The organism is Pseudomonas sp. P4_C1, assembly GCF_056402155.1.
In genome coordinates this window covers 1-24,192 of record NZ_JBFUHY010000076.1, presented here as the reverse complement: position 1 = coordinate 24,192, position 24,192 = coordinate 1, and the positions used below count along the sequence as shown (strand labels likewise).

The 24,192-nt window shown below is 61.1% G+C and carries 25 protein-coding genes; 7 read left to right on the top strand and 18 right to left on the bottom strand.

Annotated features, from left to right (window positions below):
* Positions 1-75 precede the first annotated feature (75 nt).
* The 4 genes from AC1DU9_RS25205 to relB all read right to left on the bottom strand — a co-directional run bounded on the left by AC1DU9_RS25205 (position 76) and on the right by relB (position 1,983).
* Positions 76-603, bottom strand: a complete 528-nt coding sequence (locus AC1DU9_RS25205) for a PaaI family thioesterase (RefSeq protein ID WP_223462396.1) — start codon at positions 601-603, stop codon at positions 76-78.
* 66 nt (positions 604-669) lie between these two features.
* On the bottom strand, positions 670-1,206 hold the full coding sequence (locus AC1DU9_RS25200) for a glyoxalase superfamily protein (RefSeq protein WP_223462397.1): 537 nt from the start codon (positions 1,204-1,206) through the stop codon (positions 670-672).
* A 326-nt stretch (positions 1,207-1,532) separates the two neighbouring features.
* The gene (locus AC1DU9_RS25195; protein WP_116581481.1) at positions 1,533-1,802 is read right to left on the bottom strand and encodes a type II toxin-antitoxin system RelE/ParE family toxin; all 270 of its coding nucleotides are present in this window, start codon (positions 1,800-1,802) and stop codon (positions 1,533-1,535) included.
* Positions 1,792-1,983, bottom strand: a complete 192-nt coding sequence (gene relB, locus AC1DU9_RS25190) for a type II toxin-antitoxin system RelB family antitoxin (protein WP_223462398.1) — start codon at positions 1,981-1,983, stop codon at positions 1,792-1,794. The genes AC1DU9_RS25195 and relB overlap by 11 nt, the downstream gene beginning before the upstream one ends.
* 569 nt (positions 1,984-2,552) lie before the next feature.
* Between relB and AC1DU9_RS25185 the strand changes: the two genes are divergently transcribed.
* Positions 2,553-2,912 (top strand): DUF6124 family protein, encoded by a 360-nt coding sequence (locus AC1DU9_RS25185; RefSeq protein ID WP_477810959.1) that lies wholly within the window; start codon positions 2,553-2,555, stop codon positions 2,910-2,912.
* Positions 2,913-3,055: 143 nt separating this feature from the next.
* Here AC1DU9_RS25185 and AC1DU9_RS25180 read toward each other — a convergent pair whose 3' ends face one another.
* Complete coding sequence (locus AC1DU9_RS25180; RefSeq protein ID WP_477810958.1) at positions 3,056-4,228, bottom strand: MFS transporter; 1,173 nt, start codon at positions 4,226-4,228, stop codon at positions 3,056-3,058.
* Positions 4,229-4,523: 295 nt separating this feature from the next.
* Between AC1DU9_RS25180 and AC1DU9_RS25175 the strand changes: the two genes are divergently transcribed.
* Positions 4,524-4,913 (top strand): hypothetical protein, encoded by a 390-nt coding sequence (locus tag AC1DU9_RS25175; protein WP_477810957.1) that lies wholly within the window; start codon positions 4,524-4,526, stop codon positions 4,911-4,913.
* Here the strand turns inward: AC1DU9_RS25175 and AC1DU9_RS25170 are convergent.
* A complete protein-coding gene (locus tag AC1DU9_RS25170) occupies positions 4,889-5,899 on the bottom strand; it encodes a GlxA family transcriptional regulator (RefSeq protein WP_477810956.1) in 1,011 nt (336 codons plus the stop codon). The two genes, AC1DU9_RS25175 and AC1DU9_RS25170, sit on opposite strands and share 25 nt — an antisense overlap.
* 88 nt (positions 5,900-5,987) lie before the next feature.
* Here AC1DU9_RS25170 and inhA point away from each other — a divergent pair, with 88 nt between their 5' ends.
* A complete protein-coding gene (gene inhA / locus AC1DU9_RS25165) occupies positions 5,988-6,674 on the top strand; it encodes an isonitrile hydratase (protein WP_477810955.1) in 687 nt (228 codons plus the stop codon).
* A gap of 268 nt (positions 6,675-6,942) precedes the next feature.
* Here inhA and AC1DU9_RS25160 read toward each other — a convergent pair whose 3' ends face one another.
* Positions 6,943-7,449 carry an SRPBCC family protein gene (locus AC1DU9_RS25160; RefSeq protein WP_477810954.1) on the bottom strand — a complete coding sequence of 169 codons (507 nt, stop codon included), beginning with the start codon at positions 7,447-7,449 and terminating at the stop codon, positions 6,943-6,945.
* Between the two features lie 196 nt (positions 7,450-7,645).
* Here AC1DU9_RS25160 and AC1DU9_RS25155 point away from each other — a divergent pair, with 196 nt between their 5' ends.
* Positions 7,646-8,044, top strand: a complete 399-nt coding sequence (locus AC1DU9_RS25155; RefSeq protein WP_477810953.1) for a GFA family protein — start codon at positions 7,646-7,648, stop codon at positions 8,042-8,044.
* 62 nt (positions 8,045-8,106) lie between these two features.
* Entirely contained in the window at positions 8,107-8,499 is a 393-nt protein-coding gene (locus AC1DU9_RS25150) for a lysozyme inhibitor LprI family protein (protein WP_477810952.1), read from the top strand.
* A 148-nt stretch (positions 8,500-8,647) separates the two neighbouring features.
* Here the strand turns inward: AC1DU9_RS25150 and peaD are convergent, their stop codons facing one another.
* The 4 genes from peaD to peaA form a co-directional block, all read right to left on the bottom strand.
* Complete coding sequence (gene peaD, locus AC1DU9_RS25145; RefSeq protein WP_477810951.1) at positions 8,648-9,766, bottom strand: quinohemoprotein amine dehydrogenase subunit beta; 1,119 nt, start codon at positions 9,764-9,766, stop codon at positions 8,648-8,650.
* Positions 9,767-9,787: 21 nt separating this feature from the next.
* Positions 9,788-10,111 (bottom strand): quinohemoprotein amine dehydrogenase subunit gamma, encoded by a 324-nt coding sequence (gene qhpC / locus AC1DU9_RS25140; protein WP_008016081.1) that lies wholly within the window; start codon positions 10,109-10,111, stop codon positions 9,788-9,790.
* Between the two features lies 1 nt (position 10,112).
* Positions 10,113-11,543, bottom strand: coding sequence for a quinohemoprotein amine dehydrogenase maturation protein (gene peaB, locus AC1DU9_RS25135; protein WP_477810950.1), 1,431 nt, complete (start codon positions 11,541-11,543; stop codon positions 10,113-10,115).
* A gap of 92 nt (positions 11,544-11,635) precedes the next feature.
* Positions 11,636-13,216, bottom strand: a complete 1,581-nt coding sequence (gene peaA, locus AC1DU9_RS25130; RefSeq protein WP_477810949.1) for a quinohemoprotein amine dehydrogenase subunit alpha — start codon at positions 13,214-13,216, stop codon at positions 11,636-11,638.
* A 545-nt stretch (positions 13,217-13,761) separates the two neighbouring features.
* Here peaA and AC1DU9_RS25125 point away from each other — a divergent pair.
* Positions 13,762-15,252, top strand: coding sequence for an aldehyde dehydrogenase family protein (locus AC1DU9_RS25125; RefSeq protein ID WP_477810948.1), 1,491 nt, complete (start codon positions 13,762-13,764; stop codon positions 15,250-15,252).
* A 58-nt stretch (positions 15,253-15,310) separates the two neighbouring features.
* Here AC1DU9_RS25125 and AC1DU9_RS25120 read toward each other — a convergent pair whose 3' ends face one another.
* The 6 genes from AC1DU9_RS25120 to AC1DU9_RS25095 form a co-directional block, all read right to left on the bottom strand.
* Positions 15,311-16,309, bottom strand: coding sequence for an acyltransferase family protein (locus tag AC1DU9_RS25120; protein ID WP_477810947.1), 999 nt, complete (start codon positions 16,307-16,309; stop codon positions 15,311-15,313).
* Positions 16,310-16,403: 94 nt separating this feature from the next.
* Entirely contained in the window at positions 16,404-17,699 is a 1,296-nt protein-coding gene (gene qhpG, locus AC1DU9_RS25115; RefSeq protein WP_477810946.1) for a flavin-dependent monooxygenase QhpG, read from the bottom strand.
* Entirely contained in the window at positions 17,696-18,373 is a 678-nt protein-coding gene (qhpE, locus tag AC1DU9_RS25110) for a subtilisin-like serine protease QhpE (protein WP_477810945.1), read from the bottom strand. Before qhpE ends, qhpG begins: the two co-directional genes overlap by 4 nt.
* Positions 18,363-20,081, bottom strand: a complete 1,719-nt coding sequence (locus AC1DU9_RS25105) for an ABC transporter ATP-binding protein (protein WP_477810944.1) — start codon at positions 20,079-20,081, stop codon at positions 18,363-18,365. The genes qhpE and AC1DU9_RS25105 overlap by 11 nt, the downstream gene beginning before the upstream one ends.
* Positions 20,081-21,985: a sigma-54-dependent Fis family transcriptional regulator gene (locus AC1DU9_RS25100; RefSeq protein WP_477810943.1), complete on the bottom strand. Its 1,905-nt coding sequence runs from the start codon at positions 21,983-21,985 to the stop codon at positions 20,081-20,083. Before AC1DU9_RS25100 ends, AC1DU9_RS25105 begins: the two co-directional genes overlap by 1 nt.
* Before the next feature lie 379 nt (positions 21,986-22,364).
* The gene (locus AC1DU9_RS25095) at positions 22,365-22,850 is read right to left on the bottom strand and encodes a DMT family transporter (RefSeq protein WP_477810942.1); all 486 of its coding nucleotides are present in this window, start codon (positions 22,848-22,850) and stop codon (positions 22,365-22,367) included.
* Between the two features lie 231 nt (positions 22,851-23,081).
* On the opposite strand from AC1DU9_RS25095, the gene AC1DU9_RS25090 reads away from it, so the two are divergent.
* Entirely contained in the window at positions 23,082-23,621 is a 540-nt protein-coding gene (locus AC1DU9_RS25090; protein WP_477810941.1) for a hypothetical protein, read from the top strand.
* 148 nt (positions 23,622-23,769) lie between these two features.
* On the opposite strand, the gene AC1DU9_RS25085 is transcribed toward AC1DU9_RS25090, so the two are convergent.
* Positions 23,770-24,111, bottom strand: a complete 342-nt coding sequence (locus AC1DU9_RS25085; RefSeq protein WP_223462419.1) for a winged helix-turn-helix transcriptional regulator — start codon at positions 24,109-24,111, stop codon at positions 23,770-23,772.
* Between the last annotated feature and the right edge of the window lie 81 nt (positions 24,112-24,192).

Sequence of the window (24,192 nt, the reverse complement as noted above, 5' to 3'; positions counted from 1 at the left end):
CTGTGAACACCGGTCCATTGTGGGAGCGAGCCTGCTCGCGATGGCGGTCTTGTGGTCGCCGCTGGACTCAACTGGCTACAGCGACCCGGTTCCGTTTTCTGCTTTCAACGTATGGCTGTGCGCGGCGGCCCTGAGTTGCCCGGTATCGACGCGGACAAAAACGGAATCCCCGACAGCGGTCAGGACATCCCCGGCGAAGACCTCGCAAATGACCCGACATTTGCGCCCGACATCGCCCTCGACTTTGGCACGCAGTGTCAGGGGTACGCCCATCGGGGTGGGCTTGATGAACTTGATGCCCAGGTTACCGGTGACGCAGGTGATGTGGGGCGAGCTGCCCACTTCGCGCTGCTCTGCCCGGTAGTGATAAGCCATCGCGGCCCAGTTGGAATGACAATCCACCAGCATCGCGATCAAACCGCCGTAAACCAGATCCGGCCAGCCGCAATACTTGTCATCCGGCAAATGCTGCGCCATGACATGCACCCCGTCTTCATGCCAGAAGCTCTTGATGTGCAGCCCGTGCGAGTTCTGGCTGCCGCAGCCATAACAAACGCCTTCGGGCGCGGCGATGTCTTGAAGCGAAGTGTCCTGCGTGGTCATGCCGTGTCCGTCCTTAATACTGGGTGGTTCAAAGCGGACCGGGTCGCCCTGGTCCGCACCGCCTGATCAATACTGGCAGAAGCGAATCCGGTTGCCGAACGGGTCGTGGACTTGCAGCTCCTTGCCCCAGCCCTGCTGAACAATATCCGGACGTCCGTAGCCGTAGCGCTTGCCCTGCAATTCGTCCCTGAGCAGTTCGATGTTTTGCATGGGCACGAACACCGTCGAGCCCGGGCTGGCATCGCCGTGGTGCTCGGAAAGATGCAGTTGCAGCCCGTCGCGACTGATGCCCAGGTACAGCGGCAAATCCGCCTCGAAACGATGCTCGAACTCGACGCTAAAGCCTAGGAAATCCAGATAGAACTCCCGCGCCTTGGCTTCGTCGAAACTGCGCAAAATGGGGATGGGTTTATCGAAGGTAATGCTCGGCGCTGGCGGGGTGTTGGCCTGGGCAAGCATCGCCGACGCGGTGTTCCAGTCCTTGTAGCCCAGTTGCTGCGCGACCAGTTCCAGCGCGGTGGAATGGGTCACCGCTTGATTGCGTTCCTCCAGCGAGGCGCGCAACTGTTTGGCCATTTGCTTGGCTTGCTCGATTGAAAACATGGCTGCTCCTGTAGCCGAGATGCCTTGGTGCTCGCATTGCCAAACCTCGACCGTCAAGAGAGGCGACAGGGTTCGTATGAGGAGGAGATGCTTTCACCTTTCCCAGCGGGAGCGAGCGGCGGGCAGCATCGGGCCGAAACCGATAATACATAGCCGATACGGGATGCGGAAGATGGGCCCCGCTGCCGCCCGCGCCCGAGGCCTGTGGTTTATGCCTTCAGCCGTGAACATTGCTGAAACACAAATGCGCCCACGCTCACTGCACAGGCGAGCCACTCGCAAGCCACCTGCCGATGGGTGAACGGACCGAACACGTCCCCCATGGATCAGGGATATTCCTGCCGAGCATGCAACACGCTCAATATCTCGATTCGATCCATCACTCGGTAGACCACCAGGTAGTTGGGATGCACGACAATCTCCCGAGTGCCGGGTACTCGACCGAATCGATAAAGGTAGGGATGTTCGGGAAGGGCCGATGTAGCAGCCTCAATGGCTTGAAATAGCTCGCTGGCCGCTACGAAGTTTCGGTCGCCAATGTAGTTCAGGATTTGCCAGAGTTCGGCCCGAGCTTCGGGCCGCCACTCAACCAGCATCGTGCTTGTTGCGCTTTGACTCGATGAGGGCACGCATATCAGCCATCACCTGATCATGCGGGACATTCGGGCGCGGGTCGTCAATCGAAGCTTGCACCTTGGCGCGGAACCAACGGTCATAGCTGGCGGCCTGCTCTTTGGTCTCAAACTCTGAAACGATGGGGGAAAGTTCGGCGCTCATAATGGCCTCCGGGGTCTACGGGTAGCAGTCTAATCGGTATCGGGGGCGCTGTCGTCGATCGCAAGATGAAGTGTCATTTGCCAAACCGACCAATGCGTAACGTCAGATCGTAAGGGCTGTTCTTCCGACGGCCAACCGCAAACTTTCGTAGGATTTTTCCTGCCGATTCCGAGGATTCCAACGCTCTCTGACAAGGCAAAACAGCAAGTTAACAATCACTCGATAGCGCCTGTTTAAGCGGCCTACAGGTTACTTCGTGAAAGCCACAACGCCTTGCGCCGTTGCCTACAGGTACGCCAGAATCCGCCGGCTTGTGCGCCTTGGGGGGTGTCGGTAACTTGGTTCGGGTCACTGATTGTCAGTGATCGGGTTTAGTAGCCCGTGGTTACTCAAGGCGCATAGCCCATCAAACAGTCAGGTATCCCATCCCTGCACTTTATGGTGGCTGTGTGCAGGGCGCCCTCGGGCGCGCCGGCTCCTTGGGTCCCCGGTCTACTAACCTGCGCACAGCTACCACCCTTCTTATTAGTAGAGAAGCGGTGGTAGCTCATACTTACAGGACCCAAATCATGTTCAAAGTTACTCCAAATCCGCCGGACTCCGACCCGGCATCCCCGTACGAAAGCCCCGACTCAAAACAATTCCACGAAGCCGCCGAGCGCGCCCTCGATTACGACCTCAACCCGGGCCCCAACATCATGGCCACCCCGCGCAAACCCAGCTCCATGTTCATCGTCAATCCCGAACTCAGTACCGAAACCCTGCTGGTGCATGCGTGCGAATCGCTGGCTTCGGCCAATGTCATGGCCAACGATCTGGTGGATCATCTGCAGGGGACAAGTCGCCATGCGCTGTTGGGGATTGCGCAGGTGATCATGCTCGGGGAACTGGCGGTGAATCGGGCGCTGGATCGGCTTGATCCGCCTTAGTTATCTGAGTCAGTGCAAGACAACCTGTGGGAGCGAGCTTGCTCGCGATGACGGTGTGTCAGGCACTGATGATTTAGACTGATACTCCGCTATCGCGAGCAAGCTCGCTCCCACAGGGGGGGCTGTTTTCCAGCAATGGATCTTCATTTCAGATGGCGATAGCTCGGGATCGCGGAACCGAGCACCACCGCCCCCGCCGCAATCGCCAGCCAGAACCCGCTGCGTGCGCCGAAGGCGTCCACCAGCCAGCCGGAGCCGGCGGCGCCGATCGCCACGCCGATGCTCAGGCCGGTGACCAGCCAGGTCAGGCCTTCGGTGAGTTTGGCCGGCGGCACGATCTGCTCCACCAGGGCCATGGCGACAATCAGCGTGGGGGCAAAAAACAGGCCGGCGACAAACACCGCCAGGGACAAGCCGAAAATGTTCACCGCCAGCAGCAACGGCAAGGTGGTCACCGCCGTCGCTACCCCGCCGTACAGGAACAGGCGTGCCAGCGGCACTTTCGAGCGCAGTGCGCCGAACGCCAACCCGGCCAGGCATGAGCCGATGGCGTACACCGACAGCACGATGCTCGCCGCCGCTGGTTGGCCCTGCTGCTGGGCGAAGGCGACGCTGACCACGTCCACCACGCCGACGATGGTGCCCATGGCCACCATCAACAGCATCAGCAACTGAATGTCGCGAGAGCGGATGATCGAGCCCTGGTGATGTTCTTCATGGGGATGCACTGGCGGCTCCGTGCTGCGCTGCAACACGAACGCGGTGACGCCGATGGCCAGCGCCAGCAAGGCCGCCAGCGGCCCGGCCTCGGGGAATGCCACCACGCACAACCCCACCGACAGTGGTGGCCCGACGATGAAACAGACTTCGTCCAGCACCGACTCCAGGGCGTAGGCGGTCTGCAACTCGGGGCAGCCGCGATACACCTCGGTCCAGCGCGCCCGCACCATCGCCGACATGCTCGGCATGCAACCGGCCAGCGCGGCGAAGACAAACAGCGTCCAGTGCGGCGCCTGCAACCGCGTGCACAGCAACAGCAGCAACAGTGCCCCACCGCCCAGCAACGCCGCCACCGGCAGAATCCGCCCCTGGCCATACCGATCCACCAGCCGCGAGACCTGCGGCGCGCAAAACGCCGTGGCCAAGGCGAAGGTCGCCGCCACCGCGCCGGCCATTGCGTAGCCACCCTGCAACTGCGAAAGCATGGTGATCAGGCCGATGCCGGTCATGGAAATCGGCATGCGCGCGATCATCCCGGCCAGCACGAATGCGCCGCTGCCGGGGGCTTGGAACAATTCGCGATAGGGGTTTGCCATGGGACAGGTCTCATCAGGGGACTGCACGTTGCCATAACGGCTGAATGCGGGGGAAGCGTGGAATTGTTGGTTGAATGTGAAGGCCCCTTCGCGGGCAAGCCCGCTCCCACAATGGCCGGCGTACACCAATCAATTGTGGCGAGGGAGTGTGTAGGCCTGAGTCCGACCTGTTATCAACAATTCCCTGCCATTTCGCAGGAAATACCCGGTTGCCAGCCACTACATCCCCACCTAACATCCTTGCTCCACGGGTACAGCGGAGCTGTCCGGAACCACCCGAATTCAAGGAACCAGAATGACCCAACGCATCCAACGCAGCATCGACTCCCCACTCCGAACCGGCTTGAACCGCGAAGAACTCTGGGAGGCCGACGACAAAGGCCTGATCAAATGCTGGGAAGTCGGCCGCCAGCGCGCCGCCCGTTTCCCCGACCTCGCCCGTCAGTGCCTCGCCGGCGAGTTGCCGGTACTGGGCTGGAAAGGTGGCGTCAGCCGCAGTCTTAAGAAACTCGAAAAATATGGTTCCCTCAAATACCTCGCACAGTGGCAAGGGTTGCGTGGGGAAGATCTGGATGTTGATTTGAGCGAAGAACGGGCGCTGACCTGCTCGCGAACCGGGATGGTAGTGACGTTTACGCCGGATCGGGCGAAGTATTTCAATCAGCTGGCGGAAGTTGAAGCCTGACGTGAACTGGACACCGGATCTGCCGCAACACTGACCGAAAACCGCTCCCGATAAGCCTGCGGTGTCACGCCCATGGCCCGCAGGAAACTGCGGCGCAGGGTTTCTTCGCTGCCGAAGCCGCATTGCACCGCCACCCGTTTGATCGGCACACCGGTGTCGCTGAGCAAACGCCGTGCGGTTTCGACGCGGATCAGTTCGATGGCCCGGGCCGGGGTCTGGCCGGTGTCGGCGCGGTAGTGGCGCACGAAGCTGCGTTCGCTCATGCCGGCCTGCAAGGCCAGGGTCGGGATGCCCAGGTCGTGGGTCAGGTTTTCGCTGATCCAGGCGTGAAGTTCGTCGAAACGGTTGCCTTCCTGTTGCAGGGACAGGGTTACGCTGAATTGCGACTGGCCACCCGGACGCTTGAGAAACACCACCAGTTGCCGGGCGACCTCCAGGGCCATGTTGCGTCCCAGGTCCTGTTCGACCATGGCCAATGCCAGGTCGATACCGGCAGTCACTCCGGCCGAGGTCCAGACCGGACCGTCGTTGATGAAGATCGGATTGGGCTCGACCTGCAAGCGCGGGTGCTGCTGCGCCAGTTGCTCGCAACGGGTCCAGTGGGTGACCACGCGCCGGCCATCGAGCCAGCCGCTGGCCGCCAGCAGAAACGCACCGGTGCACACCGAAGAAACCCGCCGGCAGCCATGGGCATGTTCGCGCACCCAGGCGACCAACGGCGCATCTTGCGCCGCTGCGTAAACACCCCAGCCACCGGCGATGATCAGAGTATCGCTGCCCCCATCCGGCAATGGTTCGGCCAACAGCGCCAACCCCGCCGACGACATCACCGCCCCGCCGCCGCTGGCAATCACCGTCGGCGCGTAGGGTCGCGGCAGGCCTTGCTGACGGGCAATGTCGTTGGCCGAAGCGAATACCTGCAGCGGCCCGGTGACGTCGAGCAATTGCACGTTGGCGAAAGCGAGTACATGGATGGTTTTCGACATTTGGCGTAATTCGTGGGGATATTGGCGTGTGCGCCAAAGCCTACGGACCTACAGTCAAACCGTCCACCCACTTCACGAGAAAAACACCATGACGTTGCAGATCGGTTTTCTGTTGTTTCCACAGGTTCAGCAGCTGGACCTGACCGGCCCTTATGACGTGCTGGCCTCGCTGCCGGATGTGAAAGTGCATCTGATCTGGAAAGACCTGATGCCGGTCACCGCCAGCACCGGCCTGCTGTTGAAACCTACCACCACCTTCGATGATTGCCCGGCACTGGACGTGATCTGCGTGCCCGGTGGCAGTGGCGTCGGGCCGTTGATGGAAGATGACCAGACCCTGGACTTTCTCAAGGCACAGGCCACCAACGCCCGCTACATCACGTCGGTGTGCACCGGCGCGCTGGTGCTGGGCGCGGCGGGATTGCTCAAGGGTAAACGCGCCACCACTCACTGGGCGTATCACGAACTGCTCAAGCCGCTGGGCGCAATCGCGGTGAAAGACCGGGTGGTTCGCGACGGCAATCTGTTGACCGGTGGCGGCATCACCGCCGGTATCGACTTCGCCCTGACCCTGGCCGCCGAGCTGTTCGACCAGGCCACCGCCGAGCTGGTGCAGCTGCAACTGGAATACGCCCCGGCCCCACCGTTTAGCGCAGGCAGCCCCGAGACGGCCCCGGCCAGTGTGCTGGAGGAGGCTCGCCAGCGGGCTGCCGGCTCGTTGAAGCTGCGGGCGCAGATCACCGAGCGCGCGGCGGCGAAACTCGACCGACAGTGAAAAAAATGGCGGCGGAAACCAGGTTCCTGCCGCCATGACTTTTCATGCGCGCAAAAAAAAACCCGCCGAAGCGGGTTTTTCCAAGACCATGACGACTCCTTGTCGTAGCGTTCCTTGCAGATGGTCGATCATCCATGATCCTGAGCACATCCTGTGCTTCAGTGGGTGAGGCGAGAATACGCATCGGATCCAATTTGTAACAGGCGACATCGCTACCATCGCGTGTAAGACATTCGCTATAAACCTCCTTCCGAAACCCTTAAACGCCTCAGGTTTCGAGCCGACTTGAGCCACTCTGTTGCTCGTGGGACTTGGCATTGTCGATCAAAAACTGCTCGATATTGTTCATTTGCTCTTCCCAGCCACGACTGTCCATGCGGAAAGCCCTTTCGCGACGGGCCTGGGGAATGTGATCGAAACCGGACTCGGAGACCTTGAGCAACGTGCCGTTGTCCATGTCTTCGAGCTCGAATTTCACCAGTGTGGTGGGCTCCTGGGAGTAATCGACTTCCGGTCTCACGGCATAAGGGTGCCAGCGAAACGAAAACAGCCGTTCCGGCTCGACTCGCTCCACCAGTACATTCCAGCGCAAATGCTCATAACCGGGGTAGGTAACCTGCCCCTGAGTCCACTCGCCTGCCACAAAACGCTTGCCCTCCAGCGCCACGCCAAACCACTGTCCGAACATTTCGGCATTGGCCAGCACGCGCCAGACCTGTGAACGCTTGGCCTTGAGCAGGATTTTCCTTTCGATGCGATCAGATGCTGGGTTCATAAGTCACCTCCTGTACTTGAACAGTAGTCAGTAAGACCACACGATCAACCCTAAAGTTGTACCAATCGGGATGTGCAATCAACCATGCTCGAGACATTCGATTGCATTTGCGCGGATAGTTCTGGGGCAATCACAAAATCAGAGGGCCGAAACTGCAAACGTTCTCCCTCGAAAAAGCATCGAAAAGGATAGCGCCATGAAAAACCTGCGCGGCAGTTGCCTGTGCAAAGCCATCGAATACCAACTCGATAGCCTCGACATGCCCGTCAGCCACTGCCATTGCCAAACCTGCCGCAAGGCACACGCAGCGGCTTTTGCATCGACCGCCGGGGTGATGCGCGAGCACTTTCACTGGATCAAGGGGCAAGATCTGCTGACGAGCTACGAATCGTCACCGGGCAAGTTTCGGCATTTCTGTTCGGCCTGCGGTTCACACTTGATGGCGGAGCGATTGGCCCAGCCCCATGTGATCGTTCGGGTAGCGACACTGGATACCGATCCGCAGATGACGCCCCAGGCGCATATCTGGACGGCCCATGACGTGCCATGGCTGGAATACGATTCGGTGGAAAAACACGCGCAATGGCAAGCGTAGCGGGCTGAATGCCCCTCGGCGCTACACTGCATCTCTCATTCGGTCACAGCGAGCACTCCGGCATGAACCCACGCCTACTATTGGTGCTGACGCCCCTGATGTTCACCTCCATGTCGTTCGCCGTGGACTGCGACGACCAGGCGACGATGAACCAGTGCGCGGCGCAGCAGCATGCGGCCGCCGACAAGGAACTGAATGCGCTGTACCAGCAGATCACTTCGCGCCTCAAGAGCAACCCGGACAGCAAGAAACAGTTGGTGAGTGCGCAGCGGTCGTGGATTGCGTTCCGCGATGCCGAGTGCAGGTTCTCGGCGTCCGGGGTGGAAGGCGGGAGTGTGTATCCGCTGATCTACGGCAATTGCGTGACTGAATTGACCAAGGCGCGGGTGGAGATGTTCAAGACTTACCTGAAGTGTCAGGAGGGGGATTTGGGGTGTCCGGTGCCGGGGGTTTGATTTTTGCTATTTTGCGGTGTTTTTGAGGGCCCCATCGCGAGCAAGCTCGCTCCCACAGGGTTCAGCGGTGTTCACACAATCGTGATCACACTGTGAATCCACTGTGGGAGCGGGCTTGCCCGCGAAGGCGTCAGCTCAGGCGCCGCAACTACCGGACAAAAATCTGCGCCGTGGTAATCGCCATATCTCCGCCCGGCAACTTGATGCTGCCCGTCTGTTTCAGGCTGTCGGCATCGAAGATCGCCACGTCGTTGAAGGTTCCCGCCAGGTAAATCTTGCTGCCGTCCTTGTTGAAGGAAATGCAGTAGTAGGAGTGATCGAGCGTGGCGGACTGGAGCATTTTCTTCTGCTTGATGTCGTACTTGGCCAGGCGGTTGAGCACGCCAAACATCAGGTTCGGATCCTTCGGCGAGCGCATGCCGCTGAAGTAGATCTCCGTCAAAGGGCCGAAATCGGTGGTTTCGGTCTTGCCGGTCTTCAGGTCGACGCTGAACAGGCCGTACAGGTATTCGGCGGTGGCCGGGTCCTGTTTCTTGTCCTTGAACTTCGCCGCTGTGTAGAGCAGMGAGAAGTCATGCCGATACGTCTGCTGGTTCCACACGTAGAGCACGTCCGGCGCGCTGTAGCTCGGGCGTTTCCAGTGACGGCTGGGGATCAGCACGTCGAACTTGCCGGTTTGCACATTGACCTTGTAGACATCCGCCCCCGCCACGTACAGCGTGCCGTCGTCACCGCTCTGCATGATGGTCAACTGGCGCGGCGCCGGGAAGCTGCGCACAGGCTTGGCGTCCATGCCAGCGTCGGTCTTGTACACGTCGAGTCGTGGCTGCTGCACTTCGTAGCGGTCGTTCATCATCAACGTCGGGTTGGCGACGGTGTACAGCTCTTTACCATCGTGGCTGAGGGTGAAGGCGAACATCGAGCGCGCTTTTTCCCCCGGCTTCCGGGTGATGCTGGCGTGGAACACCTGCTTGCAGTTGTCCAGTTCGACACCATAGACATCCGCATAGTGATTGTTCAGCACGTAGGCGGTCTTGCGGTCCGGCGACAGCTGCACGGTGCCGGGGCCGAAGGCGTCGGGCATCTTGCAGGTCTTGAACAGGGTGTCGGTGGCCAGGTCGATCACGTGCAGGTTGTTCGGGTAGTTGGTGGTCAACATGTATTCGTGACCGTCTTGCAGTGCGGTGTTTTCATCGGCCAGAACACTGACCGAACAGCTGCTCAGGACGGCGAACGCGGCCAGGCCGCAGGCTTTGATGTTGTGCATGCTGGAATCCTTCTTCTGTGATCACTTGTCTTTGGGGAAGACAGTGCCGAGGTTGCGCCAGTTGTCGTTGGACGCCTGGGCATCCTTGTTCCAGTCCGGGTAGGTGCTCATCATGTCGGGCACCTGGGCCGGCCACCAGCAAGGGTCGGAGCAACCGTAGAGGTCGGCCTCCATCGGCTGGCACAGCGACGACACACCGCCAAACGCGTCGATTTCCCAGCCCGGGTCGGTGGTCGAGGCACAGCCCGCCACGGAACTCATGGCCACCACTTCTTCAATGCGGTTTTCATCCGCGGCCTGATCCAGCTTCAACGCTTTGTTATTGATTGCCTTGAGATGTTTCATATCAGTGAGCCTTGCGCGGAGTGATGTAGCTGCTGATGAACGCAGGGTTATTGGCCATGATCCGGGTGTAGACCTCGATGCCGAAGTCGACCCAGTCACGCATCAGTTCGCAGTAGTGATAGGTCGGGTGCGTCGGGTCGCCGTAGCGGGCGTAGCTCTCGTGGTAGCAGCCGCCGGAACACAGGTTGCGGATCTGGCAGTCTTCGCAGCCGGTGTTGGTGCGGTCCAGGCGCTGGGACAGGAAGTCGTTCAACTCAATCTGTTTCACGCCGCTGTGGACGTTGCCGAAGGTCGGCAGACTCGAACCGGTAAAGCGGTGGCACAGGTTCAGCTCGCCCTTGTGATCCACGGCCAGCATCTTCAGGCCCGCGCCGCACGGCAGGGCTTTCTTGTGGCCTTCGTGGATGTCGGTGATGAGCTGGTGCAGGTTGGAGAAACCGATGTTGCGGTGTTCCAGCGCCGCCTCCAGGTAACGACGACCGAGGGCCTTCATGTTGGCGAACACCTGCACCAGTTCATCGCTGGTGAGGTTGAAGCTACTGATGTCGCCAGAGGTCGCCGGGGCGAAGCCGACTTCGGCGAAACCCAGTTCGTTGAACAGGTGATCCCAGATGGTTTCGACGTCGGTCACACCTGTGGTCAGGGTCACCCGCGCGCCCACCGGACGACTGTTGTAGCGTGACAGCAGCATCTCGGCCTTGCGCCGCACCACGTCGTAGGTGCCCTGCCCGCCCACGGTGATGCGGTTGCGGTCGTGCACGGTTTTCGGCCCGTCGATGCTCACCGACAAACCAAAGCGGTGGGCGTTGAGGTAGTCCACGGTTTCTTCGGTGAGCAGCGTGGCGTTGGTGGTCATCACGAACTCGACGAACTTGCCGGCGTCGCGAAAACGCTTCTCGCAATAGTCGACCATGTACTCGATCAGCTTGCGGTTGCTCAGCGGTTCACCGCCGAAGAACACCACGGTGAAGCGCTCTTCATCCGGGGATTCGCGCAGCAGCATTTCCACCGAGGCAATCGCCGTTTCCACGTCCATCTTCTTGCCCGCCGACGGCTTGTCGAGGTCTTCCTTGTAGCAATAGGTGCAGCTCAGGTTGCAGCCGGTGTTGACGTTGAGCACCACGGTGTTGATCGCCGTGCGCTCGACCCGTTTGGTGGCGATGTCCGGGGTCAGCGGCGAGCCGTCGCTGACCAGTTCCAGGGCCATCAACTCGCGCAGGGTCTCGGTGATTTCCTCGCCGTTGAAACGTGCGGCCAGGCGCTGGATCAGGTCGTCCGAGGAGCAGCCGGGGCCGCGCAGGGTATCGATGATGGTGCCCGTCAGTTCATCGCTGGCGAACAGCGAACTGCTGGGGATGTGAAACAGCATGCGGTCGGCATCAACGTGCACTTCGTGCAGGTTGCGTTCGACCAGATTCAAGATAGCGCCCATTGCCAACCTCCTGTGCAGGCCCCGGATTGCGGGGCTTGCGGTCATTCCGAAAAGTGTCTGAAAGCGTTTTCAGCCAAGCTCACGTTTCAACATCACGGAATGGGTGGATTGTTCCAGCGTTGCACGGTCACGATCATGTGGCCTTCGCCGGTCAGGGATTTCCCTGCGTCGTCGACGGCGGCGATCACCTTGAGGTTGCCGGCATTGTTGGTGGACATCTTGCGTGCCGGGTTCGGCCCGGCATCGCCTGGAGTGAACACGCCGGCGTCGGCCTGCATGGTGCCGGCGAACTTGACGTCTTCGTCTTCCTTGGCGCGGTCGTCGAAGGCTTCGACTTTCCATTGCGCCGGGAACACGCCGATGCGATACGGCTTGCCGTCGGCGCCCTTGCCCCAGGCTTCCGCGTCGAAACGGCCCTGGACTTTCGGCGTCGAACCACCGCCCTCGCCGATCCGCGCTACCGAGAATTCCGGCACCACTTTGACCGAAGCGATCTTGCTGTACACCGACAGGCTCGGGCCTTTCAGCGTGCCGACGCTGACCACGCGCGCACCCGGCTGGGCATTGGCGGCGGCCTTGAGTCTGACTTTGATCTGCTCCGGGCTCTGCGAGACGACTTCAACCACTTCCACACCTTTGCCGAAGTCCGGCTTGCCGGTCAGGCCACTGCCAATCAGGGTCACTTCAGTTTCGCTGCCGGCTTTCAGATAGCCCGGCTGCACCGCCAGCAAACGCTGGGAGCCCTGCCTGGCGGCAACGAAGTCCAGACCACGCTCATCGTGCTCGGCCTCGAACATCCGGCCCAGCATCGCATTGCCTTGGGCGGCGAACACCTGGCGCATGGTCACGCCATCGATGGTCACGTTGCCGCGCCATTCGTAGCCGGTGTAGAGAATCGCACTGCCGTCGCCATTGAACGGGCTACCGTCGGCGTACTGGCCTTTGACGCTGACCTTGAAGGTGTCGCTGCCATCGGCGGTTACGCTCATGATACCGGCCAGCTCACCCTTGCCCGGCAAGTGGCCGCTGAAGCTCCAGTCACCCACCAGGGCACCGGCCTTTGGCGCCACGCTCTGCCATTTTTTCCAGGCCGGGTTGTCCAGCGGATAACGCTTGGCCAGCAGCGGCACCATGTCCTTGCGGGCGATGTCGAACCAGTCGCGGTCCCGGGCCAGCGCCTGATACTCCAGGGACGGCCACTGACCGAGGTGGAAGTTCACCAGGCGTTCCCACTCCTGCGCCGGCCGCCGTTGCAGGGCGACCCGCGCACCGGAGTGGCAGCGGCCGCACATCTGGCGGGTTGGGTCGTCGAAGTGTTCGACGGTATTGAGCCGACGCTCCAGCGCATAGCGCACGCCGTCGGTTTCGCTCGGCGCCAGGCCCTGGGTGTCGGCCAGGTACTTGACCAGCGTGCGGCGGTCGTCATCGCTGATCTGCAAGCCGTGCATGGTCTGCATGCGGGCGATGCTCATCAACCAGCCTTCCGGCGTTTTGCGCTGGTGGCTGATGCGGCTGAGGGCGTTATCGGCTTCGGGGGTGTGACAGCCCTGACAGGTTTCCTTGAGGATGGTCTGGGCGTCGCGGGCTGCCAGGCTATGAGGCGAATGCAGCGCTACACAAGCGGCTACGGCCAGCAGGCTGGCGCTCATGCCTGATCGGAGTTTTCTCTTCATCAACGTCGAACCTCGCACGGTGCGTTCTTATTGTTGTGGCTTATCGTTTTTATGGTTTCTGCCGCCGGCGTTGATCCGCTGACGGAGGCAAGAGAAACGTCTGAGATGTGCAATACACAGAGCGTGCCAGCTTATGAATATTTATATGAATCAATGATTTGCCGATAAAGGTCGGTGTTTTGCCAATCGTATCGTCTGCGTTCCACGTTTAATTTCGCGACAACTGTTTCAGCCTGAGACAAGCATAGCTTTCTGTAGGAGCGAGCCTGCTCGCGATGGTCGTTAACGATTACGCGTGCTTGCCGGCTAAACGCAGTGCTCTTTAGTTCATCGCGAGCAGGCTCGCTCCTACAAAAAGCATTACGTTCCGGATGTGCATTTTGTTCGGGACGTCTCACGTCGTCGCAATTTGCGACGTTTATCGATCCCACGGTGACCCGAAAAATATCTGTCACCCCACTGGATCGGGCCTTCGGGCCGAAAAAGCACAACTGGCACAGCCATTGCGAAAGCCCGGTTCTCACGAACAACAAGAGGCCTCGCCAATGTCGCTCCCAAACGTGCTTCCCGCCACTTCGGCGTTCATCCAACGCGCCCCGCGCATGCTGATCGGCGGTGACTGGGTCGAGGCCGCCGACGGCCAGACCATGCCCCTGCACAACCCGGCCACCGGCGAAGTGCTGTGCGTGGTGCCACGGGCAACGCCTGCGGACGTCGACCGCGCGGTGCTTGCCGCCCGCCAGGCGTTCGACGATTCGGCCTGGACCCGCACCCGTCCCCGGGAGCGGCAGAACCTGCTGTGGAAGCTCGCCGAGCTGATGCAGCGCGACGCCGAGCTTCTGGCGCAACTGGAATGCCTGAACAACGGTAAAAGCGCGGCCGTGGCCCAGATGATGGACGTGCAACTGGCCATCGACTTCCTGCGCTACATGGCCGGTTGGGCGACCAAGATCGAAGGTTCCACGGTTGACGTGTCGGCACCGCTGATGCCCAACGATCAGTTCCACAGCTTCATACGTCGCGAAGCGGTGGGCGTGGTCGGTGCCATCGTCGCCTGGAATTTCCCGCTGCTGCTGGCCTGCTGGAAACTCGGTCCGGCCCTGGCCACCGGCTGCACCGTGGTGCTCAAACCCGCCGACGAAACCCCGCTGACCGCACTGAAACTCGCCGAGCTGGTGCTGGAAGCCGGGTATCCCGAAGGCGTGTTCAACGTGGTTACCGGCACCGGCATCACTGCCGGCTCGGCCCTGACTCACAACCCGCTGGTGGACAAGCTGACTTTCACCGGTTCCACCGCCGTGGGCAAGCAGATCGGCAAGATCGCCATGGACTCCATGACCCGGGTCACCCTGGAACTGGGCGGTAAATCGCCGACCATCGTCATGGCCGACGCCGACCTGAAAACCGCTGCGGCCGGGGCTGCCAGCGCGATTTTCTTCAATCAGGGCCAGGTCTGTTGCGCAGGTTCCAGGCTGTATGTGCAGCGCAAGCATTTCGACAATGTGGTGGCGGACATCAGCGACATCGCCAACGCCATGAAACTGGGCAACGGCCTGGACCCGAGCGTCGAAATGGGCCCGTTGATCTCGGCGCGCCAGCAGGAGCGCGTCTACGGCTACATCGAAAAGGGCCGGGAAAGCGGTGCGACCATTGCCTGTGGTGGTGAGCAGTTCGGGCCGGGGTTCTTCGTCAAGCCGACGGTGATCGTCGATGTCGATCAGAAACACTCACTGGTGCAGGAAGAAATCTTCGGCCCGGTGCTGGTGGCCATCCCGTTCGATGACGAAGCCGACGCTCTGCGCATGGCCAATGACAGCCCTTACGGGTTGGGAGCGAGTATCTGGTCCAATGACCTGGCGGCGGTGCACCGGATGATTGTGCGCATCAAGTCAGGCTCGGTGTGGGTCAACTGCCACAGCGCCCTGGACCCGGCGCTGCCGTTCGGCGGCTACAAGATGTCCGGGGTCGGGCGTGAGATGGGGTATGCGGCGATCGAGCATTACACCGAGCTGAAGTCGGTGTTGATCAAGTTGTGATTTGCGGCGTTCTTTAGTCCGCTTTCGCGGGCTTGCCCGCGAAGGCGCCCCCCAGCCACTATGCCGCTGCTTCGCGGTCCTGCGGTTGACCCACCCTATATTTTGCGCCGGCCCGAAGCGCGTGACGAAGCTGCAGGGCCGGCCGTTCGACGCAGTAGTACGAAACGCCGCTGAGCAGCAACGACAAAGCCAGCACCGTTGCAACAATGGCCCCATCGTAGGCAACCGACCAGATAGCGTGCAGGAAGTACATCACCACAAAGTGATTCAGGAACACGCCGTAGCTGATATTGCCGAGGAACTCGTCAATCCGGTGAAACTTGAGCTTTGTCAGCAGGTACACGGCGGGCACGCCCAGCGCTATGCCGGCGGTCACTTCGGCATTGAACGGTCGGCGCTCTATCCATCCCGCCATGATGGCCGCAAACATCAGGGCCGCCACCACGGTGGTGCCGGCAGCGATCGCTAAACCCTTCGGCTGCGCTTTGTACAGATAGCTGCCGCACAGGAACATGAACAGCACGCCCGGCAATAGACGGTAGCCGTACAGGTCGGTGTTGATGAATCCCAGGCACGCGGCCATGAAGACGACGACGGATAGAGCAAACGCGATGCCCCGCGTCCTGTAGATGATCAGGAAAGGGAACACCAGGTAGAAGCACATCTCAAGCCCCAGAGACCAGGCTGGCGGCAAAATCCACGATCCCGCCGCTCCGAACATGTAGAAGCCGAGGGGCACAATAGTCAGACTTGCGGCGATGTTGCGCAGCGTCAGCTCGGCGGCTTGAGGCGTGCCGGGCAGCAGGAAATAGATCACCGCACAGGAAACAACGAAGTAGAACAGGAATTGAGGGTAGAGCCGCAGGGCCCGGTCCAGGTAAAACAGGGCGACTTTCTCCGGCGCCTTGTAGTTGCGCTCGATCAGCGAAGTCATCACGAAACCGCTGATGATCAGGAAGGAAATCACGGCAATCACGCCGGGGTTTAGCCCCATGAACGTCTTGCCCATATGAGAAACGGCCACCAGAACGGCCAATAGCAGACGATAGGCTCCCACTTACACCCCAAAAATCCTTGTTGTTATGGCGCGTAAATTACGATGCTTTGCGCTGGGAGAACAGGCTTTTTCGCCGTATCCGGACGTCGTTCATTCAGGGTTTGAAACCTTGACCCAGCAACCAGCTGCGAACCATCCGCCCCTGCTCCACCGTCAAACCGGCCAACGCCTGCTCCGCCGGCTCGCTACGCAATCGCCGCACCAACGGCGCCACCTCAACCCCATCCACATGCCAGATGCCCAACGGCTGATCCGCCGTGATCACCACCTCGGCCTCATCGACGAAACCTTCACGCAACACCGGCGCCCGTTCGATTTTCAGTGCCGCAAAATCCACCGCGGCATGAGCCACCTCGGCGTCCGGCCAGTTCCGTCGTGCCTGCCAGAACGGCTGATCCAGCCAGCGCTGCTCATCGGCATAAAAATCCCGGCCGATCCGCGCAAACCGCAAAAACAACTGTTCCACCCGCTGCTGGTGAAAACGCTGGGCCAGAGCCGCTCGTTCAGGTTTGCACAGCAGCGTGTTGATCACCGCCGGCGCCTGCAACGCAGAAGACAACGACTGAAAGATCCCGTTGCCCGACAGCGGGTCGACGGCCATTGCCGCATCGCCGACCCGAATCCAGTTTTCGCCACACACCTGCGGGCTCAGAATCGCCGTGCTGCTGCGGGCGTGCAGTTGTAGATCACACTCCGCTTCGCCGGCAAAAAATGCGACGGCCAGCTTCGAACCATGGCGCCGCTGTCGGCAGTAATCGAGCAACATGGACTTGCCCGGCAACCCGGCGCTGGCCACGTCCACTGTCCATTGCCAGTAACACTGGCCGTCGGCGCGCCGTGCCATCCATGCCCAGCCATCCTCGAGGCTTTCCACGGCGCTGGCGGTGCTGCCCGGCGAACCTTGCCAGCGATTGAGCAAGCTGACGGTCTCGGGTCCACGCAATCCTTTGCCGATAGCGGGGGCCTGACGTCCGCGGGCCTCGACGAGAAACGGAGCGAGCAGTGGTTCGCAGCCGTCGATTTCGATTCGGTGACCATTGACTGATGACTGAACCGTCAGCACCCGGCCTTCGATCAGCTCAACCCCCGCCAGGCGCAAATCTTCGCGCAGGCCTCGGTCAAACACCGGGCGGTCGAGCAAGTACTCGATGTTTTGTGCATGGTGCTGACCATTCCACGAGACCTGGCGTTGAGAAGGCAGCGCCGCTTGCGCCAACGCCTGATGCAGGCCCGCGCTGCGCAAGGCTTCCAGAACCCGCACGGACACGCCTTCGAGCGCGGCAAACCGGCGCCATTCGCTGATCAGCGTGACGCCATGACCCAGCCGCCGTAACCCCAGCGCGACGGCGGCTCCCGCCGGTCCGGCGCCCAGAATGACGATGTCCGTCATGGCCCGAAGCGCCGTTCAGGACCACGGTAACGGGCATGCTCACGCAACCACTCGACGACTTGCTCATTGCTGGCGCCAGGCTGTTCGGCGAAGAACCCGGCGATGTGCCCGCTCAACGCAGCACAACCGAGACTCGCCCCGGATTGCCCCGGATAGGTGCCCTGTACACACGCGGCGAAATCCGCCTGGGCGCTGTTGAGCCACGACCACTCCTGCTCGGCGCAGCGCGCATCGCCGGTCACCCGCAACACCTGCGGATAGTTGGCCGGAAACACGCCTTCCCCCTGGGCCGGACTCGATGCACACAGCAGCACGCCCCGTGCCACCGCTGCCGCGCAGGCTGCGCGCAACAGGCTGCGATCCTGGCGCAAGCCGAGGCTCAAATTGATCAGTCGCACGTTTTGCGCCAGCAACCAGTCAATCGCCGTGGCGATCTGCAAGGCGCTGGTGACACCGCGCTGGTCGAACACCTGCGCCACGCAAAACAGCGCCGAGGGTGCGCGCCGGCCGATCGCCTCGATCACCGCACTGCCATGCCCCAACGGATCGTCGCGCAAGTCGCCCTCGGCCAGGCCGTCTTCGAGCAATGCAAAGCGCCGACCGGCGATCACCCGCACCCGTTGTGCCGTCGAGTGGCCGCTGTCCACCACACCAATGCGTAACTCAGGTTTCATGCAGCACCGTTTTCGAGGTCAGCACGCCGTCGAGCAATTCGAAACGCAGGTCGGCATCGGCAAGGGTTGAGGGACGATGGCTGATCAGGATGCGCGTACGCCCGGCAAACAGACGGTCGATGGCGTCAATGACCTCACGCTCGGTGGCTTCATCCACCGCGGAAGTCGCTTCATCTAGCACCAGGATCAAAGGGTCCTGCAACAGCGCCCGGGCAATCGCGATGCGTTGCTTCTGCCCGCCGGACAACTGCTGACCGCGCTCGCCCAACGGACTGTCGAGACCTTCGGGCAACAACTCGATCAGGCCGTCGAGTTGCGCCAGTCGCGCCACGTCAGCAATCGCCTCGCGGCTGGCGTCAGGCATCGCGTAGGCCAGGTTGTCGGCGAGGCTGCCGCGAAACAGCACGATGTCCTGGCTGACGATCGCAATGCGCCGACGCAGCTGGAACAGATCCAGTTCGCGCAGATCGACGTCACCCAGCAGGACCCGGCCCGATTGCGGATCGTGATGACGTTGCAGCAGGTCGATCAGAGTGGATTTACCCACGCCTGAGCCGCCGCTGAGGGCCACTTTCAAACCGTAGGGAATCCGCGCTTCGATACCGCGCAGGGTCGATTGGCGACCGGGATGGGCGAAGTGCACGTTGTCGAACCAGAGGTCGCCGCCATTCGGCATCGGGCGTGGCGTGGCGGGCGTCGACACGGTCGGTTGTTCGCCGCGCAACTCCATGACCCGGCCGAGGCTGACGGTCATCCGCTGAATGGCAACGTAGAGTCCGAGCAAGCTCTGCACCGGCCCCACGGCCATGCCCAGGTAGGTGGAAAACGCAATCAGGGCGCCGAGCTGCCAGGTGCCCTGCACCACCCAGTAACCGCCGATCAAGAATGCGCAGGCCCGGGACAGCGAGGTCAGGGTGCCGGGCACGGCCTGGGTGAAAAACTCGGTGACTTGCAGGCGCAGCAACTGGCTCATGTAGCCCTGCCCCAGCGTCTCAAGGCGCCGCGCTTCGCGCTGTTGCTGGCCGGCGGACTGGATGAACTTCATCACCGGCAGCGTCTCGACCATGAACGACGACATGTCCGCCGAACGCTCGCGCAACTGCCGCACATCGCGCTCGACCTTGCGCCGCATCCAGCGCAGCCAGAGGACATCGAGGGGAATCAGCACCACCGCCAGCAGCGAGAGTTTCCACGACAACGTCAACAGCATCGCGATGGCAACCACCAGACCGATCACACTCGACACCGCCGAGAACAGCGAGTCCACGGCGAATCGCTGGATTTCCGCGACGTCGCCATCGAGGCGCGACATCAGGTCGCCGATGCGCCGCTGGCCGTAGAAGCTCGGCGACAGAGTTTGCAAATGCCGGTACAGGTCGTCGCGCAAGGCAAACAGCATGCGCCCGGAGAGGCGCGTGTGCAGGTAGCGGTTGATGCCCGACAGCGCCGTGCCCAGCAACCCGGCAACGATCATCAGCCCGGCGATCAATACCAGCATCGGGAAGTTGCGCGCCAACAGGCCATCGTCGATCAGCAGTTTGGTCAGCCAGGGTTGCACCAGCACCAACAGCGAGGCGCAGACCGACAGGCCCAGCAGCCCGGCAATCGCCAGACGATGGGGGCGCACGAAGCTGTACAGCCAGTGCAGTGACGCTTGCAGCGCCTCGGGGTTCTGGCTGTCGATCAGCCGAACGATCAAGCGCTGCATCACGAACGCAACTGTTTGAGCTTGCGATACAGGGTCGCGCGGCTGATGCCCAGGGCGTCGGCGGCGGCCGAGACGTTGCCCTGATGCGTGTCCAGGGACTGGCGAATCAGCTCCAGTTCGTTTTCCCGGATGCTGCCGGCCTGGGGGCGTTCGCTGGCGGTCAACTCGTCGAGCATGCTGTCGGGCAAGTGGTCGAGGGTCAGCACGGTTTCACCCGGTTCGCGCATGGCCAGCGCGGTGCGCAGGACCATCTCCAGTTGGCGGATGTTGCCCGGCCAGTGATAACCGCCGAGCAAGCGATTCAGGTCGTCGTGCAGGACCGCGTTGGGGGCGCCCAGTGTCGTCAGCATGCGGCTGACCAGCGCGGCGAAATCTTCGCGTTCGCGCAGGGCCGGGAGCATCACGCTGATGCCGTTGACCCGGTAGAACAGGTCCTCGCGAAAGTGTTTTTCTTCCACCAGACGCTTGAGGTCGCGGTGGGTGGCGCAGATCAGCGCGACGTCGATGTCCTGCTCTTCCCCTGCGCCCAGGGGCGCGACCTTGCGATCCTGCAATACCCGCAACAGTCGGGCCTGCAAGGCCAGGGGCATGTCGCCGATCTCATCGAGGAACAAGGTGCCGCCATGGGCCTGCTGCAGGCGCCCGACCATGCCGCCCCGGCGTGAACCGGTGAACGCGCCTTCGCGATAGCCGAACAGTTCGGACTCGATCAGGCCTTCGGGGATGGCCGCGCAGTTCACTGCCACGAAGGGTTTGTCGCAGCGCGCTCCGGCCATGTGCAGGGCGCGGGCGATAACCTCTTTACCGGTGCCGGTTTCGCCCAGCAACAAGACGGGTAGCTCATTGGCCAGGCCTTGACGGGCCATGCGCAAGGCACGGGCATAGCGTGTATTGCTGCCGGCCAGCGCTTCCAGATCCGGTTGTGCCTTGGCAGTTTTCACCGCAGTGCGCGGCGAGCTGCTGACGTTGATCGAGCGTTGCGGCGCGCGCAGGGTTTTGTAGAAGAATTCTCCCTTGGCGGTTTGCAGGCTGCCGGCCCCGCCCTGATGCAGGCGCGCCAACAATTGCAGGCCGTCGACACCGAGAAACTCCTCGCAGCGCCGACCGATCAGGGCCGAACGCTCGGCGCGGAGCAACTGACAGGCCTGGGCGCTGACCGCGAGGATCTGCCCGCCGAGGCTCACCGCCAGCAAGCCTTGCCACGGGGATTCCAGATACTGCCTGCGGCTGTGGAAGGCGAGGACGATTTCGTCCGGATAGCTGGCGTTGAACACCCGGCTTTCGATCTGGCTGACCGCCATGGCCAGCAGCGCAGTGCTGTCGTGGGCGCGGCCGAGCGGGCCTTCGCGGGTCAGGTCGAGGACGCCAAGAATGTCGCCCTGGGGGCAATGGATCGGCACCGAAGTGCAAGAAAAATCACTGAGGCGATCCAGATAATGTTCGCCGCAATCGATCAGGGTCGGCCGGGCCTCCACCAGCGCCGTGCCGAGGGCGTTGGTGCCGCGTACCGCTTCGCTCCAGCAGGCGCCGAGGGTGATGTCCTGCAGGCCGCTGCCCTTGAGACGGTCGGCGCGGCCTTCGACGGCGAGGATGGTGGCGTCGGAGTTGGCGAGGATGATCAGCCCTTCCTTGCCCTGACGCTCGGCCAGGTAATCGATGGCCGGCAACGCGGCGTCGATCAATAAGCGATTGCTGGCCAACAACACGTCGAGGCTGGCACTCGATTCCAGTGCCAGCTCGTGCTTGGCATTGAAATGCACGCCATGGCTCAGGCTGCGTCGCCACGAGGCATCGATTTCCGCTCGCAGGACGCCATCCGGCACTTCGCCTTCCAGGTGCAACTTTTCCCGGGCCAGCCGGGCTTCACGATGCTGTTTGGGGGAGTTTGTTTTTATTAGCGTCATCAAGCGCTCCGGGTCATCCGCCCTGCGCCTTCATACGTCGGCGCCCTGGCGCAATCTTTACGTTAACGTAAGGGCCATGGCAAGTGCCGTAGGGCGCTTGTGTTCCGTCAGGTGGACCGTGTCATCGTTCTTCGCGAGCAGGCTCACTCCTACAGGTTGCACATTGACCACAAATCCATGGTTCGCCCCGGTCTACTGTAGGAGCGAGCCTGCTCGCGATGAGGTCGGCACATTCAACATTGATGGCGACTGATCCACCGCTATCGTCGGAACGCCGCCCGGAGCAAGCTCGCTCCCACAGGGATACGCAAACGAGGCGAAGAAATTGCGCAGGCCTTTCGGCGCATGCTCGCCACTCGCCATAGATCGGGATGCCGCCTTACTGCGAAATGGACCGCTGTACGATGGACTCCTTGGGTTGGGAGGCGGCATTCGCGCTCAGGCCTTGAACAAGGAAGACGCCCCCGAGAATCATGGCGGCGCCTATCAGCTTCAAGAATGTGACCGGTTTCGAGGTAAGCCCCATCAAGCCGAAGTGGTCGATCAAAAGTCCAATGAAGATCTGTCCGACGACGACCAGGATGATAAAGCCGCTGGCGCCCAGCCTTGGCGTTACAACGACCGCGCTGCCGACATAGATCGCCCCCAGGATCCCCCCGATCCATACCCACCAGGCGCCTCGCAAGGCGCGGCCGATGTCCGGAGCCTGCACCTTGAGGATGAGYAGCGCAGCGATCACCACGATGGCGCTGATGACAAGGGAGATAAGGGCTGCCCAGAGCGGATGCCCCAAGGCGCGTCCAACTGCCGCGTTGGTGGTTGCCTGAAACGGCAGGACAGCACCGGCGACGAACGCCATGACCATGGGTAGAGCGGTGAGAACCGGCAGAAACCGGCCAAGAGCGGACCGTGAGCACCATGTTCATGACGCCTTACGAACACAAAAATCATGTCACTCGTTCTCGTGACTCTGTGTCGCGTTTTCTGCCGCTACACTCAAGCGGAACAAGGCATTACACATGGACCAGGCCCGTTATCAGACACAAACGGCGCAAACATTACGCAACTTATATCGTCCACTTATAGTGAGTCGCCCATGAACCGTCGATTGCTCACCGTTTTCATCGCGATGTCTCTTGCATGGTCAAATGTGCATGCCGGTTACTGGAACGATTCAAATGGCAATCCATACCCAGGGACTGAATCAAGACGATCCGTCGGCGAGTTTGGTGGCTCACTATTAATCACCTCCGATCCCGATTGGGAAAAAAAGTGGAATACTTCGCCCGAGACCATTCCCGTATTTAACAAAGCAAAGGTTGCTACCCAAGGTAAATGGATCTTTACGCTGATTTTTTTTGCAAACCCGAAACTGAATGCCAATCACGAAGCAAACATAACGTGCGATCTGAAAGTCATCAGACCGGATGGTACAGAGTCGATCAATCAGCGAGATATCGTTTGTTTTCAAGGACACCTCAAGGGGGAGTCGAATCACCTGCACCTCGCCGCCCCCGTGATCAATTTCATCGGCGAACCAGACGATCCCACAGGTATCTGGACGGTAGATATCACGCTTAAAGACAACTTGCGCAAGATTGCCATACCGCTCAAAACAGCCTTCACCCTGAGATAGGTTCGTGGCACGCCTGACGATGCAGAAAAACATGCATCGATCCAACGATTGCGCGAATGACCGCTTCCTCAGGGCGTGAAGCTGCCAGTGGCGAAAGTCAAAAACGGCCAGAAGCTGCCTCTCGGTTGGGCTGTGAATCCTGGTTGGTTCAACCTTCTGGTTTGAGCGTCTCCCGTAGTTCCGCCCATTTCAACAGTGCATCGAGTGCTGGACACAGCGCTTGGCCCCACTCTGTCATGCGATATTCGACCTTAGGTGGTACTTGCGGATAGGCGGTGCGATGCACGATGCCATCCACTTCCAACTGACGTAACTGCTGGGCAAGCATCTTCTGGGATATCTCGGGGATCAGCTTTTCGAGCTCGGAAAAACGCTGCACCTGGCCTCCGAAGAGGTGGAACAGGATCACCAGTTTCCAGCGTCCTTCGAGTTGCCTGAGTACTGCTTCCAGACCACTGGCTGCGGTCGACGGGGTATAGATCGCTCTCATATTTCCCTAACTTACTTTTTCGTGGGTTCTTGCCATTTGGTAAGCCTACAGCGAGCATGTGGGTGAAGCAATCCGTACATC

Bases quoted from the DNA above. Each gene is read 5' to 3' on its own strand.
- AC1DU9_RS25205 (WP_223462396.1), bottom strand. From the start codon at position 603: ATGACCACGCAGGACACTTCGCTTCAAGACATCGCCGCGCCCGAAGGC.
- AC1DU9_RS25200 (WP_223462397.1), bottom strand. From the start codon at position 1,206: ATGTTTTCAATCGAGCAAGCCAAGCAAATGGCCAAACAGTTGCGCGCC.
- AC1DU9_RS25195 (WP_116581481.1), bottom strand. From the start codon at position 1,802: ATGCTGGTTGAGTGGCGGCCCGAAGCTCGGGCCGAACTCTGGCAAATC.
- relB (WP_223462398.1), bottom strand. From the start codon at position 1,983: ATGAGCGCCGAACTTTCCCCCATCGTTTCAGAGTTTGAGACCAAAGAG.
- AC1DU9_RS25185 (WP_477810959.1), top strand. From the start codon at position 2,553: ATGTTCAAAGTTACTCCAAATCCGCCGGACTCCGACCCGGCATCCCCG.
- AC1DU9_RS25180 (WP_477810958.1), bottom strand. From the start codon at position 4,228: ATGGCAAACCCCTATCGCGAATTGTTCCAAGCCCCCGGCAGCGGCGCA.
- AC1DU9_RS25175 (WP_477810957.1), top strand. From the start codon at position 4,524: ATGACCCAACGCATCCAACGCAGCATCGACTCCCCACTCCGAACCGGC.
- AC1DU9_RS25170 (WP_477810956.1), bottom strand. From the start codon at position 5,899: ATGTCGAAAACCATCCATGTACTCGCTTTCGCCAACGTGCAATTGCTC.
- inhA (WP_477810955.1), top strand. From the start codon at position 5,988: ATGACGTTGCAGATCGGTTTTCTGTTGTTTCCACAGGTTCAGCAGCTG.
- AC1DU9_RS25160 (WP_477810954.1), bottom strand. From the start codon at position 7,449: ATGAACCCAGCATCTGATCGCATCGAAAGGAAAATCCTGCTCAAGGCC.
- AC1DU9_RS25155 (WP_477810953.1), top strand. From the start codon at position 7,646: ATGAAAAACCTGCGCGGCAGTTGCCTGTGCAAAGCCATCGAATACCAA.
- AC1DU9_RS25150 (WP_477810952.1), top strand. From the start codon at position 8,107: ATGAACCCACGCCTACTATTGGTGCTGACGCCCCTGATGTTCACCTCC.
- qhpC (WP_008016081.1), bottom strand. From the start codon at position 10,111: ATGAAACATCTCAAGGCAATCAATAACAAAGCGTTGAAGCTGGATCAG.
- peaB (WP_477810950.1), bottom strand. From the start codon at position 11,543: ATGGGCGCTATCTTGAATCTGGTCGAACGCAACCTGCACGAAGTGCAC.
- peaA (WP_477810949.1), bottom strand. From the start codon at position 13,216: ATGAAGAGAAAACTCCGATCAGGCATGAGCGCCAGCCTGCTGGCCGTA.
- AC1DU9_RS25125 (WP_477810948.1), top strand. From the start codon at position 13,762: ATGTCGCTCCCAAACGTGCTTCCCGCCACTTCGGCGTTCATCCAACGC.
- qhpG (WP_477810946.1), bottom strand. From the start codon at position 17,699: ATGACGGACATCGTCATTCTGGGCGCCGGACCGGCGGGAGCCGCCGTC.
- qhpE (WP_477810945.1), bottom strand. From the start codon at position 18,373: ATGAAACCTGAGTTACGCATTGGTGTGGTGGACAGCGGCCACTCGACG.
- AC1DU9_RS25105 (WP_477810944.1), bottom strand. From the start codon at position 20,081: ATGCAGCGCTTGATCGTTCGGCTGATCGACAGCCAGAACCCCGAGGCG.
- AC1DU9_RS25100 (WP_477810943.1), bottom strand. From the start codon at position 21,985: ATGACGCTAATAAAAACAAACTCCCCCAAACAGCATCGTGAAGCCCGG.
- AC1DU9_RS25090 (WP_477810941.1), top strand. From the start codon at position 23,082: ATGAACCGTCGATTGCTCACCGTTTTCATCGCGATGTCTCTTGCATGG.
- AC1DU9_RS25085 (WP_223462419.1), bottom strand. From the start codon at position 24,111: ATGAGAGCGATCTATACCCCGTCGACCGCAGCCAGTGGTCTGGAAGCA.